The 416-nt window shown below is 36.1% G+C and carries 1 pseudogene; it reads right to left on the reverse strand.

From position 1 onward, the window contains the following. Positions 1-14: 14 nt before the first annotated feature. Positions 15-416: pseudogene (locus LS69_RS10710) on the reverse strand (sugar transferase); the annotation flags it as partial.

The following is a 416-nucleotide window of genomic DNA, read 5'->3' on the forward strand; positions in this document are numbered from 1 at the left end:
TACATTATGGATTGCTATTTCTCTCGTTTCTTATTTTTAAATTCTCTTTTTAGCTTTGGCACTTCAAAGAAAAAGAATCGCAAATATGCAAATATTCGCCTACTCACTTGTGCTTTATTGGCTTCCATTAAAGCCTCACCAAGCCTATAAGTGAAACATTGCTTCTCTTTGATAGCTTCTTGATAATCCGCATAAGATTCCAAAGGCGGAAGCTTCAAGCTAGGATTCTTTGCAATTTTTGCTTGATATTTGCGCTGTTCTTCTTTGTGAGATTCTTTAATGAAGCTAAGCACATAAAGCATTCGCGCCCAACCTAGAAAACTTCGTGCGTTTAAAATCATTGCATTGCCTAATTTATAAGCTAAATGATTATGGATTCGCGCTTTTGCGGAATCTTGCTTAGGATTTTGGGTATT

The organism is Helicobacter sp. MIT 05-5294 (assembly GCF_000765675.1).
GTDB lineage: Bacteria > Campylobacterota > Campylobacteria > Campylobacterales > Helicobacteraceae > Helicobacter_D.